At 43.8% G+C, this 17,750-nt stretch carries 14 protein-coding genes; 7 read left to right on the forward strand and 7 right to left on the reverse strand.

The window, feature by feature from the left end; genetic code table 11:
• Positions 1–59 precede the first annotated feature (59 nt).
• Positions 60–1,691, forward strand: a complete 1,632-nt coding sequence (locus tag BP27_RS0105965; RefSeq protein WP_036239525.1) for a sodium:solute symporter family protein — start codon at positions 60–62, stop codon at positions 1,689–1,691.
• A 36-nt stretch (positions 1,692–1,727) separates the two neighbouring features.
• Positions 1,728–1,865, forward strand: a complete 138-nt coding sequence (locus BP27_RS17295; protein WP_162833723.1) for a putative transporter small subunit — start codon at positions 1,728–1,730, stop codon at positions 1,863–1,865.
• Between the two features lie 62 nt (positions 1,866–1,927).
• On the opposite strand, the gene tnpA is transcribed toward BP27_RS17295, so the two are convergent.
• Positions 1,928–2,356, reverse strand: a complete 429-nt coding sequence (tnpA, locus tag BP27_RS0105975; RefSeq protein ID WP_027850777.1) for an IS200/IS605 family transposase — start codon at positions 2,354–2,356, stop codon at positions 1,928–1,930.
• A 57-nt stretch (positions 2,357–2,413) separates the two neighbouring features.
• On the opposite strand from tnpA, the gene BP27_RS0105980 reads away from it, so the two are divergent.
• Positions 2,414–3,592: an RNA-guided endonuclease InsQ/TnpB family protein gene (locus tag BP27_RS0105980; protein ID WP_027850778.1), complete on the forward strand. Its 1,179-nt coding sequence runs from the start codon at positions 2,414–2,416 to the stop codon at positions 3,590–3,592.
• Between the two features lie 113 nt (positions 3,593–3,705).
• On the opposite strand, the gene BP27_RS0105985 is transcribed toward BP27_RS0105980, so the two are convergent.
• A complete protein-coding gene (locus BP27_RS0105985; protein ID WP_027850779.1) occupies positions 3,706–4,626 on the reverse strand; it encodes a sensor domain-containing diguanylate cyclase in 921 nt (306 codons plus the stop codon).
• Between the two features lie 188 nt (positions 4,627–4,814).
• Between BP27_RS0105985 and BP27_RS0105990 the strand changes: the two genes are divergently transcribed.
• Both BP27_RS0105990 and mog read left to right on the forward strand, forming a co-directional pair.
• Entirely contained in the window at positions 4,815–5,219 is a 405-nt protein-coding gene (locus BP27_RS0105990; RefSeq protein WP_027850780.1) for a hypothetical protein, read from the forward strand.
• Between the two features lie 9 nt (positions 5,220–5,228).
• Positions 5,229–5,759, forward strand: coding sequence for a molybdopterin adenylyltransferase (gene mog / locus BP27_RS0105995; protein ID WP_027850781.1), 531 nt, complete (start codon positions 5,229–5,231; stop codon positions 5,757–5,759).
• A 64-nt stretch (positions 5,760–5,823) separates the two neighbouring features.
• On the opposite strand, the gene BP27_RS0106000 is transcribed toward mog, so the two are convergent.
• The 5 genes from BP27_RS0106000 to BP27_RS0106020 form a co-directional block, all read right to left on the reverse strand.
• Positions 5,824–7,314: an MFS transporter gene (locus BP27_RS0106000; protein WP_027850782.1), complete on the reverse strand. Its 1,491-nt coding sequence runs from the start codon at positions 7,312–7,314 to the stop codon at positions 5,824–5,826.
• Positions 7,315–7,331: 17 nt separating this feature from the next.
• Complete coding sequence (locus BP27_RS0106005; RefSeq protein WP_245597817.1) at positions 7,332–7,808, reverse strand: universal stress protein; 477 nt, start codon at positions 7,806–7,808, stop codon at positions 7,332–7,334.
• A gap of 37 nt (positions 7,809–7,845) precedes the next feature.
• The gene (locus tag BP27_RS0106010; protein WP_027850784.1) at positions 7,846–9,438 is read right to left on the reverse strand and encodes an MFS transporter; all 1,593 of its coding nucleotides are present in this window, start codon (positions 9,436–9,438) and stop codon (positions 7,846–7,848) included.
• A gap of 239 nt (positions 9,439–9,677) precedes the next feature.
• On the reverse strand, positions 9,678–10,340 hold the full coding sequence (gene narL / locus BP27_RS0106015; RefSeq protein ID WP_027850785.1) for a two-component system response regulator NarL: 663 nt from the start codon (positions 10,338–10,340) through the stop codon (positions 9,678–9,680).
• Positions 10,341–10,368: 28 nt separating this feature from the next.
• Positions 10,369–12,228, reverse strand: coding sequence for a histidine kinase (locus BP27_RS0106020; protein ID WP_027850786.1), 1,860 nt, complete (start codon positions 12,226–12,228; stop codon positions 10,369–10,371).
• Between the two features lie 211 nt (positions 12,229–12,439).
• On the opposite strand from BP27_RS0106020, the gene BP27_RS0106025 reads away from it, so the two are divergent.
• The gene (locus BP27_RS0106025) at positions 12,440–16,189 is read left to right on the forward strand and encodes a nitrate reductase subunit alpha (protein WP_027850787.1); all 3,750 of its coding nucleotides are present in this window, start codon (positions 12,440–12,442) and stop codon (positions 16,187–16,189) included.
• Positions 16,186–17,742: a nitrate reductase subunit beta gene (narH, locus tag BP27_RS0106030; RefSeq protein ID WP_027850788.1), complete on the forward strand. Its 1,557-nt coding sequence runs from the start codon at positions 16,186–16,188 to the stop codon at positions 17,740–17,742. The genes BP27_RS0106025 and narH overlap by 4 nt, the downstream gene beginning before the upstream one ends.
• Positions 17,743–17,750: the final 8 nt, after the last annotated feature.

The following is a 17,750-nucleotide window of genomic DNA, read 5'->3' on the forward strand; positions in this document are numbered from 1 at the left end:
CCTGTGGTTTAAGGGTCAGGGTTTTTTGTGCCTAATTTTTACACTAAGAGATTAAGTCAATGGAATTAGATTTTTATCAATTTTCTACTACCACCGTGCTGTTAATGCTGGCAGCTTTTTATGGTGGCACCTATTTACTCACCTTATTAATTCGTAAGAAAGATGAGAATACAGATGCTTATATGGTTGCTAACCAGCGCATTGGTATAGGTTTAGCTTCATCGAGTATGACTGCCACTTGGATTTGGGCAGCCTCTTTTTATGCTGCAGCTACTTCCGGTTATACCTATGGTGTTTCTGGCCCCTTGCACTATGGTTTTTGGGGCGCACTAATGATTTTGTTTATCTATCCTTTTGGTCAGCGTTTTAGAAAGCTTGCACCTAGAGCTCACACCTTGGGTGAATTAATTCATGCTCGTCACGGCTCTTCAAGCCAGCTAATTTTAGCCATATCTAACGTCTTAGGTAGCACCATCAGTTTAATGGTTAACTTTACTGCTGCAGGTGCTTTAGTGGCTGTTTTGTCACCCCTATCATTTCAGGCAGGGGTTATTATAGCGGGCATTGGTGTTTTGGCTTACACCTTTTGGTCTGGCTTTAGAGCAGCAGTTTTTACCGACTTTATTCAGCTAATCGCATTAATGGCCATTGCTGTGGTGATTATTCCTGCCATTTTATTTGCTATGGGCGGGCCTACTGCTTTTGTTACAGGTTTAAGTAACTTAAGCCTAGAGCAACAAAGCTTCTTTTCTAAAACTGCTTTCTTAGAACAGGGTGCTCCCTTCTTTTTTGCTGTTTTAGCTTATGCAGTGGGTAACCAAACCATTTCACAACGCTTGTTTGCCGTAGATGAAAAGCACATTAAATCTACTTTTATTACTGCAACGCTAGGTTATGGTGCCATAGTTATTGGCTTGGGTATGATTGGTTTGTTGGCACTGACTGCAGGCATTGAGCCAATGAATGGTGATACTAACAACCTTATCCCTCAGGTAGTTTCTACCTACTTGTCGCCCGTTATGGTGGCCTTGTTTTTCTTGCTAGTCATTAGTTCGCTTTCATCAACAGCAGACTCAGACTTGTGTGCGCTTTCGGCGATTATGATGGCTGACGTTTATGGTAAAAATATTGCCAAGAACAAACCTAACCCAACACGCATGTTATTTATTGGTCGCATTACCATGATAGTAGCAACGGCTTTAGGTATCGTTTTTGCCAGCTTCTCTTTAAATATCTTGGTGATGCTGGTCTTTGTGGGGGCTTTATGGGGTGCAATTGTTTTCCCGGTTATTGCTAGTGTGTTTTGGAATAAAGTCACTAATGCTGCCTTTACCTGGTCGGTTGCCATTGCCATGCTGCTCTTCTGTTTAGTGCGTTTTGAACTCTTACCTATGGTTGGCTTAATTGCTTATATCTTTGAGGCTATCAGTGCTGTGGGTGCTGCCGTGGTTATTGGCTTAATGGCCTTTGCTTTTTTTGGCTTGCGCTTAGGTATTGCCTTGGGTGTTTTAGCAGGCATTGCGGCACTTTACTTTAACCTAGGCTTTATGCGTGAGTACACGGTTTTACTCGCTTCTTTAACAGCCTTTGGTGTTAGTACGCTGGTCTGTACAGTGATGAGCTTAATGAGTAAAGCACCAAGATTTGACTTCAGCACCATTAACGAAAGAGTGCAGAGTTACGATCACTAATAGCTGCATAAACAAATATTTTATAAGAGGTTAGTTATGGATATTAAAGCGAGTTTATATTCCATTTATATTTTGATGTGGCCTGCCTTAAGTTTAGGCGTACTGCTTTATATACTTCGCGCTGTATGGCGTGACGCTAAAGAAGCTAAAAGCCAAAACAAAGAAGTGCTTTAGCAAAATCCGCGTAAACCCTCGCCCAATCGGGCGGGGATATAAGCGGAAACCGCACAGCGGTTCTATTTTGGTGTGGTTTGACTCTGCACATACTCTCTCAGTGTTTCGATAGTTGCGCCGCCTGCACTGCAGGCAAAATAGGACCGTGACCAGAGTACTGCACTTTTGCTTTGCCGGGGTATGTGGGTATTGAGTATGCGTATCCGGCGCGATGAAACCGATTTCAGGTTATTTACCATAACGCTGATCGCCAGTTTCGGCGGATAGGCTATCAGTAGGTGAACGTGATCCATCTCACCGTCCATTTTCAGCAGGTCACATTCCAGCTTCCCACAAATAGACTCAAACGCTTCGTGTAGTTGCTCAATTATATAGCCGTCGAACAGTTTTCGCCGGTATTTTGTAGTAAAGACCAGATGTACAACCAGCTTGGTGACGCTGTGGCGTTTTCGGAGATAATCTGATAGCAACTCTTTATGATGTACACTCACTTGAAATATAACCTTAATAGCTCTACGATATATGCATTATATCAATGAGCGCTGAAAATGTTAAAGGCCACAAAAGTACGCATCTATCCCACATCTGAGCAGGCGGAGTTTTTAAACCGCCAGTTCGGTGCTGTGCGCTTTGCGTACAACAAGGCTTTGCATATCATCAGCAGCCAGTACAAGCGTCATGGCCTGAAATTGAAGGCCAAAAAAGACCTCAAGCCCCTGCTGGCCGTGGCGAAGAAATCTCGCAAATATCACTGGCTCAAAGACTTTGATTCGATTGCCCTGCAGCAAGCCTGCATCAATCTGGACAAAGCCTTCCAAAGCTTCTTTGATCCCAAGCTGCCTGCTCGTTATCCCAAGTTCAAGCGTAAACACGGCAAGCAATCCAGCTATCACTGTACGAGTGTCAGCTGTGGTAATGACTGGATCAAAGTGCCTAAGTTAAAGCAGCCGATCAAAGCGCGTATTCACCGAGCGTTGGCTGGGAAGCTCAAGAGTGTTACCTTATCCTGCACCGTGACAGGTGAATACTATGCCTCATTGCTGCATGAGGATGGTGCAGAAACAGCGACACCCATGCAGAGCCTAGATGAATCCAAAGTGCTAGGGCTGGATATGGGTTTAACGCACCTAGCCATTGATTCAAACGGCACGAAAGAGTTGAATCCACGCTTTTTGAAGAAAGCCAGCGCTAATCTGCGCCGCAAGCAAAAAGCCTTATCACGCTGCAAAAAAGGCAGCAAAGGTCGTGCAAAAGCCCGACTTAAACTCGCCAAGGCGCATCAGCGCCTAGCCAATGCCCGTGCTAATTTTCAGCACAAGCTGTCTCGAACGATTGTTGACGAAAACCAAGCGATGATTGTCGAGACATTAAAAGTCAAAAACATGCTGAAGAACCAAAAGCTATCCAAGCACATTGCCGATGCCAGCTGGTCGGGCTTGATCCATAAGCTGGAGTACAAGGCGAAAGAGCAAGGTAAGCACCTGATCAAAATTGATCAGTGGTTTGCCAGCTCTAAGACCTGCTCTTGCTGTGGATACAAGCTAGAAGAGTTGCCGCTGGAAGTACGCAACTGGCAGTGTCCAGCTTGTTCGGCATGGCGAGATAGAGACATCAATGCAGCCTTAAATATCAAGGCACAAGGTATTTTGAAATTAAAGGCCGCAGGTCTGTCGGTCTCTGCCAATGGAGGCAAGCGTCAATCTGGTCGCGCACCAGTTGCTGCCTGAGAAGTTGGAAGCCTCGCCCGTGGCGCTAGGGCGGGGAGCAGTCACTAGTTGAAACACTTAACACCCAAACGACAAGCTTCTGGTTTGGGTGTTAAGTAGCAAGCTAGAAATAGCTATTCATGAACTTTTATCTGATTCCTACCACTATTTTTTGCAAGATAAAGAGCTTTATCTGCTTCTGCAATCAGCGCATCTAAGCTTTTAGTGGTAGCGGCTTCTAAAGCACTAATTCCAAAGCTAGCTGTACAGCTTATTTCTACAGTTTGGTTGGTGACTTTATTTTCTGCAAAAGCATTGCTTAGGCGCTCCGCCAAAATAAGTGACTGCTCCAAGGTTGTTTGCGGCATAAGTAATGCAAACTCTTCGCCACCTATACGGGCCAAAACATCAGATGAACGAATTTTATCTTCTGCAATTCGTGCAATATTCACTAGCGTTAAATCACCTAAGGCATGTCCATGCTGATCATTAATTTGTTTAAAGTAGTCTAGATCAAACATAATTAAAGCAACTGGCGTCTGGTTACGTTCTGCCTGGTGAAGCAGTTGTTTACCAAGGTTAAAGAAAGCGCGGCGATTATTTAAGCCTGTTAGTGAGTCAGTGTCGGCAAGCTGCTCTGCCTTCAAATGCGCTCTACGCAAGTCCTCTTCCATTTGCTTACGATCAGTTATGTTCGTAGCTACTTCTATGCGTACTAAGCGACCATCTAACCAAGGCACTGCCTGATCACGGCACTGATACCACTGATTATTTTTGGTGTTTTGCATTTCTGTAATTTGCACACCTGTTGGCTTGCCTTGCTTGTCTAGCAATATAGGGTTGGTGCAAAAGCTACAAGGGCCTGTTTGATCTGTTTGTAAAACCTGCCAGCATTTGCGTCCTGCTGGGTCTCCCCACTTTTTTCGACCATACTCATTTATAAATAAAAGTTCGTGAGTCTCCATATCTGCAACATAAACTAAGGCATCTAGGCTGTCTAAAATAGTGGTTACTGCCTGATGGCTAGTATTTAAGTCTTTATCATTTGGTTTCATTTAATTAGTGAGGCTCTTTTATTCACAACAATTGATTACATATTAACACTAGGTTATATACATTTCACTCATTTAATTAGGTCTTCTACCTATCTCTTAATAGGTAGCTCTTCTGCCACTTATGTGCTGACCTGCTTAGGTTCGCAGTTGTTAAGATAATGTTTTATTGTCTTTGCTGGAGCTGCCTTATGTCTATTGAAAACTATACTGACCTTATTAGCATTGCTAAAAATGAGCCTAACCCTCAGCGACTGCTGTTTGTGTTTGCTAAAGCAGTATTACCCGACGATGCCACACCTGAAGAAAAAGCTGCTTTTGAGCAAGGTGAAGGCGGCGCACTCGACCCCATTCTTTGTGTTGATAAAACACCCGACGAAGCAGCAAGTTTTGCTACACTTGTAGCCGAGGCTGAAACGACTGGGCATTCTTGGGATATCGCTTTTGTTTCTGCAATGAGTGGTCATGCAGGGCAGGCGCTAAATAGTGACGAGTGTGTACAACCTTTAAACATGATGGTTGAACAAATTCGTTTAGGAAAAATATCTCAATTTTTAGCCATGAGTCGTGAAGGTGAGTTTATAGAAATATACTGAGGTAACGGAATGAGTAAAACTGCACGTATTGGCGTTGTAACCGTGAGTGATAGAGCTAGCTCTGGTGCTTATGAAGATATTTCTGGCCAAGCGATTATTAACACCTTAGAAGATTATTTAACCAGTCCTTGGGAAACATTTTACCGAATTATTCCCGATGAAAAAGACATAATTGAATCCACCTTAAAAGACCTAGTTGACTACCAAGGCTGCTGCTTGGTTATTACCACAGGCGGTACAGGCCCTGCACTGCGTGATGTAACTCCTGAAGCTACCGAAGCAGTTTGTGACAGGATGATGCCAGGTTTTGGTGAGTTAATGCGTGCAGAATCGTTAAAATACGTACCAACGGCTATTTTATCCCGTCAAACAGCTGGCTTAAGAGCTAGCAGTCTTATTTTAAACCTACCAGGCAAACCTAAAGCTATTCGTCAGTGCTTGGATGCAGTTTTTCCTGCGATTCCTTGCTGTATCGATATTATGGAAGGCCCTTACCTTGAGTGTGATGAGTCTGTTATTAAGGCTTTTAGACCCAGTTAGTTTTTTTCTAGCAATAAAAAAACCGCCAAGCGCTTAAAAATGCTTGGCGGTTTTTTATGGTTTATTATTTACCTTGCTGGGCTTCTTGCTCTGCAATCATTCTATCCACGGATGAAATATAGTACTCATCTCCAAAAGCATCTTCCGGCTCTTTTAGCCAAACCAAACATATAAGCCAACTCACAAAAGCACCACCAGCAATAATATAAAAGAACTGGCTAGGGGTGACATAAGTAAACAGGGTTAGGTAAACCACGGCACCCACATTGCCATAAGCACCTGCCATGCCAGATATTTGACCCGTTACCCGTCGTTTAATAGAAGGAATAATACCAAAGGTTGCCCCTTCTGCACCCTGTACAAAAATGGAAGTAAAGATGGTGACAGCTATGGCAATAATTAATGGCCAAGACGAATTAAGCATTCCCATTAACGCAAAACCAATCGAAATACCAAACATATAGCTCAGCATAACAAAGCGCCGGTTACCTAAGCGATCCGATACCATCCCTCCCATAGGGCGAGCTACCAGGTTAACAAAGGCAAAAGAAGCGGCAATTAAACCGGCTGTTGCCGCATTAAGCCCCCAAGTTTCTTCAAAAAACATGGGCAACATAGAAACAACCGCTAATTCAGCACCAAAATTAGCAAAGTAGGTAGAGTTAAGCGCTGCCACACTATTAAAGCTATAGCGATCATCTTCTGGCACACCCTTCTTTAAAATTGGCACATTCACACGCAGTATTTGTACTAACTGGTAAATAACCACTAAGCCAATAACCGCGTAGGCTATCCAAGCACCTGTGGCATTTATATAACCCATGTTTTCAATACGCCAAACTAGGATAGCCAAGACACCTATCAACGGCACTGTCCAAAGCATAAGCTTGATCATATCGCCCCAAGTGCTGACTTCTAGTGCAGCGGTTTTTCTTGGCTTACGGTGAGCTTTTTCATCTGGCCCATCACTAATAGCAAACCAGTAATAAACACCGTAAGCTGCCATTACTACGGCACTTTGAGCAATTGCCCAGCGCCAGCCATCGTCGCCACCGTACATAGTTAAAGCAATGGTCGGTAAAGACATAGCCGCAGCGGCTGAACCAAAATTACCCCAACCAGCATAAAAGCCTTCGGCAAAACCTATATCTCTGGGCTTAAACCATAAAGCTGTCATGTGAATACCCACCACAAAACTTGCACCAATAGAACTCAGCACTAAACGCGAAACCAATAACTGGGTAAGAGTAGAACCAAAAGCAAAAGCTAGGGCAGGAATTGACATGGTAACCATCAACACCGAAAAAACTCGGCGTGGGCCAAAGCGGTCTAACGCCATACCCACAATAATTCGTGCAGGTATAGTCAACGCCACGTTACAAATAGCAAAGAGTCGAAGATCGTCACGGGTAAGCCAGTCAACACTTTTTAACATGCTACTAGCCAAAGGAGCCATATTAAACCAAACATAGAAAGTTATAAAAAAAGCGATCCAAGTAAGGTGTAATGCGCGAATTTCAGGGCTTCTAAATTTGAATACTGCGGAAACTTTCATAGCAATGCTTCCTTTTATTATGGGCTAGGTAGAATTAACAAAGGGCATTCCACTCTGCGAGCAAGGAAAGAAGTCACACTTCCTAGCGTCATATAATCCAATTCATCAACAAAATAGCTTAAAGATTGAGCAATAAATCCACCGTCAGGTTGGTGGCTATGCCGTGCAACTATCAACAAGTTGGGTACAATTTTTTTGGAAGCTTGAAGCAGCATTTTTCTAGGATCACCTTCTGCCATAATCAACTCACAGCTCAGGTTTTGTTCTTCTATAAATGCCTTACCTTCCTCTAAAGCTTGTTTTAATTCGCTGTACTCTTGCTGAAATAAGTCTTCGTTTGCATCCGAGGCAGCGCGTGGGTTCTCAGCAACGGCCATCAATAAAATGACTGGGTTTTGTGCCCCAAACAATGACAGGGTTTGCGCTAAAGCCAGCTTGGCATTTCTTGATCCGTCGTAGGCAATCAGTAGTTTCATTTTGATATCCTCAAACATTAACTGCCCCCGTTATCAACAGAGGCAGAGTGGATCTTTAGGGGTTTTTTACGTAGGCATTACTGCGAAGGTAGAACCACCAGTTAACCACCAGACAAAGCGCATAAAAAACCGCAAAGCCATACATAGCCATTTCTGGTGTTCCTGCGCGTATTTGATCACCCATAACAATGGGTGCAATAAAAGCACCATAAGCAGCAACGGCAGAAGTCCAGCCTAAAACAGGGCCTTTTTGTTGTTGGTTAAAAATAACCCCTATGCTTCGGAAGGTAGAGCCGTTACCTATACCACTGGCGGCAAACAGCACCACAAAAAGTATTAAGAAAGTATAAAAGTAGCTATTAGGGTCATTAGAGTTGTAGGCCAACATCATTACATAGCCAGTTGCTACTGAAGCAAAAACCATAACCACAGAAATAATCTGCGTAACGATGGCACCGCCCACCTTGTCTGAAATCCAACCACCCACAGGGCGAATAAGCGCACCTACAAATGGACCTATCCAAGACCAAGTAAGCGCACTAGGCGCATTATCATTCACCACACGCAGCACATTGCCATCAGCATCAACCTGCATTAAGTTGCCAAAAATAACACTGATAGATAGAGGTAGAGCTGCTGAGAAACCAATGAATGAGCCAAAGGTTAATATATAAAGCACGGTCATAGACCAGGTGTGCTTGTTAGAAAAAATACTAAACTGCTTTTTAATGTTGGGCTTAATATCACCAGGTATTATTTTTAATAAAAATACTGTGAGCAGGATAGTTAAGGGTAAAGCTACCCACATGCTCATATAGTTAAGCGCCATTACACCAACAATGGAGGTAATAATACCCACTAAATACAAGCCAAGAATTTTACTAAAGGCAGCAAAGGGAGTACCTGGATTAGGTGTAATAACACGCAGGTTATTCATACCCAACCAGCCAGCAAAAGCTAAAGGTATTAAGAAAACCAGCCACACAAACCCAGCATTTTGAATCCAAGTATTGGTACCCGCTTCTATACGACCAATTAAAGTACCGCTGGCTTTTTGTAAGGCTAAAGGTTCACCAGCTAAAAAACCAAATACGCCCACGGTCATAACTAAGGGTATAAGAATCTGCATGGTAGTAACCCCAAAGTTACCTAAGCCAGCATTCATACCCAAACCATAGCCCTGTTTACTTTTTGGAAAGAAAGTACTGATGTTACTCATAGAGCAAGCAAAATTACCGCCACCTATACCCGATAATAAAGCCAAAGCTTGGAAGACGATTAAAGGGGTCGACGGATTCATTAATGCTAAGCCTGTTCCCAAGGCTGGAAACATTAGCAGGGCTGTGGTCAAAAAGATGGTGTTACGACCACCCGCTATGCTTATCATAAAAGAAGCTGGAATACGCAGGGTTGCACCCGATAAGCCAGCAATGGCGGTTAGTGTGAAAAGCTGTTCAACACTAAAAGAAAAACCCAAATTTTGCATTTGGGCGGTAATCATTCCCCACATTAACCAAACTGCAAAGCCGATTAACAGGCTAGGAATGGATATCCATAGATTGCGATTAGCGATTTTTTGACCTTTTTCTTGCCAGTAGGTCTCATTCTCGACATCCCAATCATGTATGTCTTGATTTGTTTTAGCCATGGTCGTATCTCTTTTCCGTAGTGAATACAAAGCTGCCACTTACAGAAATAAAGATACGCTTTAACAATTAAAAAAGTAGTTGCCCAAAATAGGTAGTTTTTGTCTTCTACTCATTAAGTAATAGCCCGACAGAAAGTCCATCTCTTTGTTTTTAAAGTGTTTTCTTGAATTTACCTTTGGTTTTCTATAAAAAACTGACCCATTAGATTTTTGTAGGTACTTATTAGCAAAAGTTAAATCTACTCTGGATGACGTGTCACGCCTTCTTGCACCGCCCAAACTGCCACTTCAACTCTTGAGCGTAGCTGCATTTTTTTGAGTAGGTTTTTTACATGCACTTTTACTGTGCCTTCGGTTACATCTAAGCGCCTGGCAATCATTTTGTTAGATAAGCCTTCAGCAATTAAGCGCATTATTTGCATTTCGCGTGCAGTTAAATTGGCAATATCTGGACCAGAAGTAGCTGAGCGCTGATTACGCAAGGCTTTGGCCAAAAGTGTGGTTAACCTTTCGCTCACCACCATTTTACCCAAGGCCGCTTGGCGCAATTCTTCTAATAGATCTTCTGGCTCCATATCTTTTAATAAGTAACCATCAGCACCTGACTTTAAAGCCGCTACCACGTCTTCCTCATGGTCAGATACAGTAAACATAACTATTCGTGATGCAACGCCTTCTGCTCTTAACTGCTTGAGCACCTCTATACCGTTGGTGCCTGGCATATTCAAATCTAAAAGAATCAAATCTGGATCTAGCTCTAAAGCAATTTTCACACCTTCTTCTGGACTACCAACATCACCCACCAACAGCAAATCTTCTTCATCTTCTATTAGCTGCTTTATGCCTTTACGCAAAAGCGGATGGTCGTCAATAATAATGATCTTTGCTTGCTCTTCACTCATTTTTTAATCCCACTAAAATTTTATGCCTTTAGGCTGGTGTGCTTGCTGACTGCAGCTGTAGCGAGGCAGGTATAAAGCTTAAATACAACCCAACGCCACCCCCTCTACGGTTATAAAGATTGATTTTACCTCCTAGGGTTAAAGCCCTGTCACGCATAATCACTAAGCCATAATGTTGGTCTGGTGAGCTAGCTTCTTTAAACCCTCGGCCGTTATCCTCTATTGCCACCTCGACCTCATCGCCTTTTCTGCCCACTAAAACCTTAACATTGGTTGCCTTTGCATGCTTTACCACATTGGAGAGTGCTTCTCTAATCACTTGCAACACATGAATTTCTTCATTTGGGCTTAATAAGTCTGAGGGCAGATCAAATTCTACAAAAATATTAAAACCTAAGCGCTCTGAGAACTCCTCGATCGTTTTTTCTATAGCAGATCTCAAGCCTGGTTTATCTAGCTCCAAACGGAAGGTGGTTAGGAGCTCGCGTAGTTGGCGATAAGCATTACTAACACCTGCGCGAACTTCTCCCAGTGTTTCTTGCTGTTTTTCAGAGGCATTCTCTTTCTTTTGTTGTTTTTGTAAGCGGCTGATTTGAATTTTTAAATAAGAAAGTGACTGTGCTAAGGAATCATGCAGCTCACGGGCAATAATACTGCGCTCTTCTAACAAAGAAAGCTGCTGACCTTCTTGCATTTGCTGCTGAATATAAACCGCAGTTGCTAATTGATCGGCTAAAGTTTGCAATAGTCGCACTGCTCTTTGGCTTAACTGGCGACCTAAGGGATAGGCAACATCTAGAGTGCCTAAACGTCTACCTGCTGTGGCAACAGGTAAATACATATGCTCGTGTCCACCGGCAATGGTTACATTGGTTAAAGAGCTTTTATCTATACAAGCTGAACAGTCTAAGTTACGGCAATAAACAGGCCGAGTCGCACTTAGAGTCGTCATCACCTTAATGCTTTTTTGCTGGTCATCTAAATAAAGATTTATCGAGCCTATATCGATTAACTCTTCTAGTTTTTTCAACATAGGAACAGCATTGTGGCAAATATTATCGCTATTTTCATAGAGCAACCGCCCAGTATCGTGTAGCAGCTGCAAGGCTTGATGACTACGTTCTAGTTCTTGTGTTTTTTGAGAAACGAGTTTTTCTAAACTACGGTAGTTAAGCGAGAGGTCTCGCGACATATCATTAACCGCCTCACCTAGGTCTGATAACTCATCATTATTCTTAGCCTGCTTGCGAACGACAAAGTTACCTCGGCGCACCTCTTTAACTTGCGCCATTAGTTTAGCTAAGGGGATAACCACTTTTTCTCTAATGTCTAAAAAGGCTATTAGAATAGCGACCAAGGCTAACAACATAAAAGTGGTTTGAATAAATATTTGCAGCTTAACTTTATTGTCGGTACTTTTTTCTAAGGAAGAGACCATGTTGTCAATTAAATGGTATTGCGAATCCAGCAAAGCTTCTAATTCAATTAACTCATAAGCACTACTAGAACCAACTTCGGTAAGTTTAGGGTTTATATTTGTTTGCCACTTATCTACTACGGCTTCATACAAAAGATGCAAACTATGATCATTAGAACGAGGTATTGAATCAACCAACTCTTTATTTTTTAGCCTTTCTACAAAACCCTTCGTGGCTTTGATTAATTTTTCATTCGCTTCTGCTTTAACATCATTATCTAAACGAATTTCTTGCAGACTGTTAACAATGCGAAAAGTTTGCATACGCAAAGAACCAGCAATATTTAATGCCGCTGCATCACCTTTCATACGGTCAGAAACTACATAAGAAACCAAGATACTGGTTAGGGCCATAAAACTAATAATGACCATGTGGACTGCAATGCGGGTGACTAGAGACTTTTTTCTCACACACTTCACTCTTGGGTTATTGAGTAACTACCTTCCCATAAAACACCTAAACCCAGAGTATCTCTTAAGGGGTATTTTGGCTATTTCTGGTGGTATTCATACAGTATTTTTTTAAAAGCTAGTACAAACTCAGTTGTGTAGCGGGCAGTTTTATCGGTTTTTATAAATCTATCAACTGTCTTTTTATCCTGAGGAGTCCGGGAGAGCGACTATGAGTCACTTCATCGATCGACTGAATTATTTTAAGAAATCAAGGGTGCCCTTTGCTGATGGGCATGGCGAAACACAAGTAACCAACCGTGACTGGGAAGATGGTTATCGTCAACGCTGGCAGCACGATAAAATTGTGCGCTCTACGCATGGTGTTAACTGTACTGGGTCTTGTAGCTGGAAAATTTACGTTAAAAATGGCCTAGTAACTTGGGAAACCCAGCAAACTGACTATCCACGTACCCGCCCAGATTTACCTAACCATGAACCTCGTGGCTGCCCTCGTGGTGCTAGCTACTCTTGGTACATGTATAGCGCGAACCGCCTTAAATATCCATTAATGCGCAAGTCACTGATTCAACTCTGGCGCAAGGCTAAACAAGAGTTTAGTGACCCAGTCGAAGCTTGGGCTTCTATTGTTCAAGACCCAGTGAAGTCTAAACAGTACAAAGAGCGCCGTGGTTTAGGTGGTTTTGTACGTTCTGACTGGGAAGAAGTGAATGAGCTAATTGCTGCATCTAACGTCTACACTGCCAAAGAGCACGGCCCAGACCGCATTATTGGCTTCTCACCTATTCCTGCCATGTCAATGATTTCCTACGCTGCAGGTAGCCGTTACTTGTCTTTAATTGGCGGTGTCTGCCTCAGTTTCTATGACTGGTACTGTGACTTGCCTCCAGCCTCTCCTATGACTTGGGGTGAGCAAACCGACGTTCCAGAATCGGCTGACTGGTATAACAGTAACTACATTATTGCTTGGGGTTCTAACGTTCCTCAAACCCGTACGCCTGATGCTCACTTCTTTACCGAAGTTCGCTACAAGGGCACTAAAACCGTAGCCATTACCCCTGACTATGCCGAAGTTGCCAAATTAGCTGACCAGTGGATTAACCCTAAACAGGGTACTGATGCTGCTTTAGCCATGGCTTTTGGTCACGTTATTCTTAAAGAGTTTCACCTAGACAACCCGAGTGAATATTTTACCGACTATGTGCGCCGTTACACCGACATGCCCTACTTGGTTATGTTGGAAGAACGCGATGATGGTGTTTATGCGCCAGGTCGTTTTTTACGCGCTAGCGACTTTGCTGACCAGCTAGGCCAAGAAAATAATCCTGACTGGAAAACCATTGCTATAGACGAAGAGTCAGACAAGTACGTTACACCTAATGGCTCTATCGGTTTCCGCTGGGGTGAAAAAGGTCGCTGGAACTTAGAGCAAAAAGCCAATGTAGACCAAAAAGACATTAAGCTGCGTTTAAGTTTAATTGATGCGCATGATGACAAGGTCACCGTAGGCTTTCCCTATTTTGGTGGTATCAAGCATGAGCACTGGCAGCACGTTGAACACAACAATGTTGTTAAGCACACCCTACCCGTGCGCAACCTTCAACTGGCCGATGGTAGCCAAGTAAAAGTAGCCGCCGTTTATGACTTAATGATTGCCAACTACGGTATTAGCCGTGGCTTAGGTGATGACGATGGTGCAACTAGTTATGATCAAATAGCGCCTTACACCCCAGCTTGGCAGGAACAAATCACCGGTGTCCCACGCGAAACAGTGATTCGTATTGCGCGTGAGTTTGCTGATACAGCGAACAAAACCAAAGGTCGCTCGATGATTATTGTGGGCGCTGGTATGAACCACTGGTACCACATGGACATGAACTACCGCGGCCTAATGAATATGCTTATATTCTGTGGCTGTATTGGTCAAAGTGGTGGTGGTTGGGCTCACTATGTGGGTCAAGAAAAGCTTCGCCCACAAACAGGCTGGCTACCCCTTGCCTTTGGTAGTGATTGGACACGTCCTCCACGTCACATGAATGGTACTTCTTTCTTTTATAACCACTCTAGCCAGTGGCGCTATGAGAAGTTGGAAGTGAGCGAAATACTGTCACCTATGGCTAACCCTGAAAAATATAAGGGTAATTTAATCGACTTTAACGTTCGTTCAGAACGCATGGGCTGGTTGCCTTCTGCACCTCAGCTAAATACCAACCCTTTACGCATTGCCGAAAAAGCTAAAGCAGCTGGTTTATCACCTGAAGACTACACAGTTAAAGCACTTAAATCTGGCGAAATTGCTTTTGCTTCTGAGTCTCCCGATGACCCTAAAAACTTCCCTCGCAACCTATTTATTTGGCGTTCCAACCTCTTAGGTTCGTCCGGTAAAGGGCATGAATACATGCTTAAGTACTTGTTAGGCACCAAGCATGGTTTGCAGGGTAAAGACTTAGGGCAAGAAGGTGGTGAGAAGCCTTTAGAAGTTGAATGGCGTGATGACCCACAAGATGGCAAGTTAGACTTGTTAGTGACTCTCGACTTCCGTATGTCAACTACCTGCCTTTATTCAGACATTGTTCTTCCTACCGCTACCTGGTACGAAAAAAATGACCTGAATACTTCAGACATGCACCCCTTTATTCACCCTTTAACTGCGGCAACTGACCCAGCTTGGGAAGCTCGTAGTGACTGGGAGATTTATAAAGGCATAGCCAAAGCTTTTTCTAAAGCTTGTGTGGGTCACCTAGGCGAAGAAACCGACCTAGTTACCTTGCCTCTACAACACGACTCACCCGGAGAACTAGGTCAGGCATTTGAAGTGCAAGACTGGAAAAAAGGCGAGTGTGAACTTATTCCTGGCAAAACAGCACCTTCGCTAATTACCGTTGAGCGTAATTATCCTGAAACTTATGCACGCTTTACTTCACTTGGCCCAGCTTTAGACAAACTAGGTAACGGTGGTAAAGGCATTAACTGGAATACCGACTCTGAAATTGAGTTGTTAGGACAGCTTAACCACAAACAATTAACAGGCTCTTCTGAAGGTCGTCCAAAAATTGATTCGGCCATTGATGCTGCTGAGGTTATTTTAACCCTAGCACCAGAAACCAATGGTGCAGTTGCAGTAAAAGCTTGGCAGGCGCTCTCAGACATTACTGGCCTAGAGCACACTCACCTAGCTAAACCAAAAGAAGACGAAAAGATTCGCTTCCGCGATATTGTTGCTCAGCCACGTAAGATTATCTCTAGCCCGACCTGGTCTGGCTTAGAAGATGAGCACGTTTCTTACAACGCTTGTTACACCAACATTCACGAGCTGATTCCTTTCCGCACCTTAACCGGTCGTCAGCAGCTTTACCAAGACCACCCTTGGATGCGTGACTTTGGCGAAAGCTTTGTTTCTTACCGTCCACCCATTAATACCAAAACAGCAGCACCTTTGCTGAATGCTAAACCTAATGGCAACCCTGAGAAGGCATTGAACTTCTTAACACCTCACCAAAAATGGGGTATTCACAGTACTTATAGCGACAACCTATTAATGCTAACTCTTTCACGTGGTGGCCCAATTGTGTGGCTAAGTGAAGATGACGCTAAAGAAATAGGTGTTGAAGATAACGACTGGATAGAAGCGTTTAATGCTAACGGCTCTATCGCTGCAAGGGCTGTTGTTAGTCAGCGGGTTATGCCTGGCATGGTGATGATGTATCACGCCCAGGAACGTATCGTAAATATTCCTGGTTCTGAAGTGACTGGTACACGCGGTGGTATTCATAACTCAGTAACTCGTGCTTGCCCTAAACCAACTCACATGATTGGTGGCTATGCGCACCAAGCTTATGGTTTTAACTACTACGGAACCGTTGGCTCTAACCGTGACGAATTTGTCATCGTACGCAAAATGAAGCGTGTTGATTGGTTAGATGGTGAAGGTAACGATTATCAGCAGGAGGCAGTGAAATGAAAATTCGCTCTCAAGTTGGCATGGTGCTCAACCTAGACAAATGTATAGGCTGCCACACCTGCTCTGTAACCTGTAAAAACGTTTGGACCAGCCGTGAAGGTATGGAATACGCCTGGTTCAATAACGTAGAAACCAAGCCGGGTATTGGTTACCCCAAAGATTGGGAAGACCAAGACAAATGGAATGGTGGCTGGATTAGACGCAATGACGGCAAAATTGAACCTCGTATTGGCGGTAAATTCCGTGTTCTAGCGAATATCTTTGGCAACCCAGACTTGCCTGATATTCACGACTATTACGAGCCCTTCGATTTTGATTATCAGCATTTACATACCGCTGGTGATGTTAAGCACCAGCCAGTCGCTCGCCCACGTTCTGTTATTACTGGCAAGCGGATGAACAAGATTGAATGGGGCCCTAACTGGGAAGAAATCTTAGGTACTGAATTTGCTAAGCGCCGCAAAGATAAAAACTTTGACAAGGTACAAGCAGACATCTACGGGCAGTTTGAAAACACCTTCATGATGTATCTGCCCCGCCTATGTGAGCACTGCCTTAACCCTACCTGCGTGGCTTCTTGTCCTAGCGGTGCAATTTATAAGCGTGAAGAAGACGGTATTGTACTGATTGACCAAGATAAATGCCGTGGCTGGCGTATGTGTATCAGTGGCTGCCCTTACAAAAAGATTTACTACAACTGGAAAAGCGGTAAGTCTGAAAAGTGCATCTTCTGTTACCCACGCATTGAAGCAGGTATGCCAACGGTTTGTTCAGAAACCTGTGTGGGCCGTATTCGTTACCTAGGTGTGCTGCTATATGACGCTGACCGCATTCAAGAAGTAGCCAGCACTCCAGATGAGGGCGACTTGTACGAAAAGCAATTAGAAATCTTCTTAGATCCGCACGACCCAGAAGTGATTGCTCAGGCTCGCAAAGATGGTATTACTGAAAACGTACTTAAAGCGGCTCAAGCATCACCCGTTTGGAAGTTAGCAATGGATTGGCGCTTGGCTCTGCCCTTGCACCCTGAATACCGTACCCTGCCTATGGTTTGGTATGTGCCACCGCTATCCCCCATTCAGTCAGCGGTGGATGCAGGTAATCTTGGGCACAGTGGCGTATTGCCAGATGTTGATAGCTTAAGAATTCCTGTTCGCTACCTAGCTAACCTGTTAACTGCAGGCGATGAAAAGCCCATCTTGCTTGCACTTAAGCGCCTAATGGCGATGCGTGAGTACAAGCGAGCGCAGCAGGTTGAAGGGGTTGAAGACCTACGCGCATTAGAAGAAGTAGGCTTAACTAAAGCGCAAGCTGAAGATATGTACCGCTACTTAGCTATAGCTGATTACGAAGATCGCTTTGTGATTCCAACCAGCCATAGAGAGCAAGCCCGTGAAGCTTACCCAGAGCGTAACGGCTGCGGCTTCAGCTTTGGTGATGGTTGCCATGGCGACAGCAAGTTCAGCTTGTTTGGTGGCAATAAAACCACCACAACCATGGTTGAAAAAATCGGTGCTGTTCAGCAAGTCGACCCTGCATTATTAAAAGACTAAGGAGATAA

The sequence above is a fragment of the Marinospirillum insulare DSM 21763 genome (genome assembly GCF_000686905.1).
GTDB lineage: Bacteria > Pseudomonadota > Gammaproteobacteria > Pseudomonadales > Halomonadaceae > Marinospirillum > Marinospirillum insulare.

What these genes read in the sequence shown, in the direction of transcription:
- BP27_RS0105980 (WP_027850778.1), top strand. Translation starts at nt 2,414, where the DNA reads ATGTTAAAGGCCACAAAAGTACGCATCTATCCCACATCTGAGCAGGCG.
- BP27_RS0106000 (WP_027850782.1), bottom strand. Translation starts at nt 7,314, where the DNA reads ATGAAAGTTTCCGCAGTATTCAAATTTAGAAGCCCTGAAATTCGCGCA.
- BP27_RS17295 (WP_162833723.1), top strand. Translation starts at nt 1,728, where the DNA reads ATGGATATTAAAGCGAGTTTATATTCCATTTATATTTTGATGTGGCCT.
- BP27_RS0106010 (WP_027850784.1), bottom strand. Translation starts at nt 9,438, where the DNA reads ATGGCTAAAACAAATCAAGACATACATGATTGGGATGTCGAGAATGAG.
- BP27_RS0105990 (WP_027850780.1), top strand. Translation starts at nt 4,815, where the DNA reads ATGTCTATTGAAAACTATACTGACCTTATTAGCATTGCTAAAAATGAG.
- mog (WP_027850781.1), top strand. Translation starts at nt 5,229, where the DNA reads ATGAGTAAAACTGCACGTATTGGCGTTGTAACCGTGAGTGATAGAGCT.
- narH (WP_027850788.1), top strand. Translation starts at nt 16,186, where the DNA reads ATGAAAATTCGCTCTCAAGTTGGCATGGTGCTCAACCTAGACAAATGT.
- BP27_RS0106005 (WP_245597817.1), bottom strand. Translation starts at nt 7,808, where the DNA reads ATGTTTGAGGATATCAAAATGAAACTACTGATTGCCTACGACGGATCA.
- BP27_RS0105985 (WP_027850779.1), bottom strand. Translation starts at nt 4,626, where the DNA reads ATGAAACCAAATGATAAAGACTTAAATACTAGCCATCAGGCAGTAACC.
- narL (WP_027850785.1), bottom strand. Translation starts at nt 10,340, where the DNA reads ATGAGTGAAGAGCAAGCAAAGATCATTATTATTGACGACCATCCGCTT.
- BP27_RS0106025 (WP_027850787.1), top strand. Translation starts at nt 12,440, where the DNA reads ATGAGTCACTTCATCGATCGACTGAATTATTTTAAGAAATCAAGGGTG.
- BP27_RS0105965 (WP_036239525.1), top strand. Translation starts at nt 60, where the DNA reads ATGGAATTAGATTTTTATCAATTTTCTACTACCACCGTGCTGTTAATG.